The following is a 1,050-nucleotide window of genomic DNA, read 5'->3' on the forward strand; positions in this document are numbered from 1 at the left end:
GTCGATGTGAACTCTTGGGGGAGATAAGCCTGTTATCCCCGGGGTAGCTTTTATCCGTTGAGCGATGGCCCTTCCATGCGGAACCACCGGATCACTAAGCCCGACTTTCGTCCCTGCTCGACTTGTAGGTCTCGCAGTCAAGCTCCCTTCTGCCTTTACACGCTATGAATGATTTCCAACCATTCTGAGGGAACCTTTGGGCGCCTCCGTTACCTTTTGGGAGGCGACCGCCCCAGTCAAACTGCCTGCCTGACACTGTCTCCGGACCGGGTCACGGTCCTGGGTTAGAATGTCCGTACAGCCAGGGTGGTATCCCACGGGTGCCTCCACGTAAGCTGGCGCTCACGTTTCGACGGCTCCCACCTATCCTGTACAAGCTGTACCAACATTCAATATCAGGCTGCAGTAAAGCTCCACGGGGTCTTTCCGTCCTGTCGCGGGTAATGCGCATCTTCACGCATAGTATAATTTCACCGGGTCTCTCGTTGAGACAGTGCCCAAGTCGTTGCACCTTTCGTGCGGGTCGGAACTTACCCGACAAGGAATTTCGCTACCTTAGGACCGTTATAGTTACGGCCGCCGTTTACTGGGGCTTCGGTTCGCCGCTTCGCGCACGCAGCGCTAACGCTTCCCCTTAACCTTCCAGCACCGGGCAGGTGTCAGCCCCTATACTTCGCCTTTCGGCTTCGCAGAGACCTGTGTTTTTGCTAAACAGTCGCTTGGGCCTATTCACTGCGGCTCAAGGATTTCTCGAGCACCCCTTCTCCCGAAGTTACGGGGTCATTTTGCCGAGTTCCTTAACGAGAGTTCTCCCGATCACCTTAGGATACTCTCCGTGCCTACCTGTGTCGGTTTGCGGTACGGGCACCTGTGAACTCACTAGAGGCTTTTCTTGGCAGTGTGGAATCCGGAACTTCGGTACTCATTTTCCCTCCCCATCACAGCTTGGCATTATTGGACGGATTTACCTGCCCAACTCCCTCACTGCTTGGGCGCACCTATCCGACAGTGCGCTTTCCTTATCCTGCTGCGTCCCCCCATCGTTCAAAC

Annotated in this window: 1 rRNA gene; it reads right to left on the minus strand. The window is 55.5% G+C overall.

Annotation, left to right across the window (positions count from 1 at the left end):
* Window positions 1-1,050: ribosomal RNA gene (locus BM195_RS18000) — 23S ribosomal RNA — on the minus strand; the annotation flags it as partial.

It is taken from the genome of Lentibacillus halodurans (genome assembly GCF_900112045.1).
Taxonomy (GTDB): domain Bacteria; phylum Bacillota; class Bacilli; order Bacillales; family Amphibacillaceae; genus Lentibacillus; species Lentibacillus halodurans.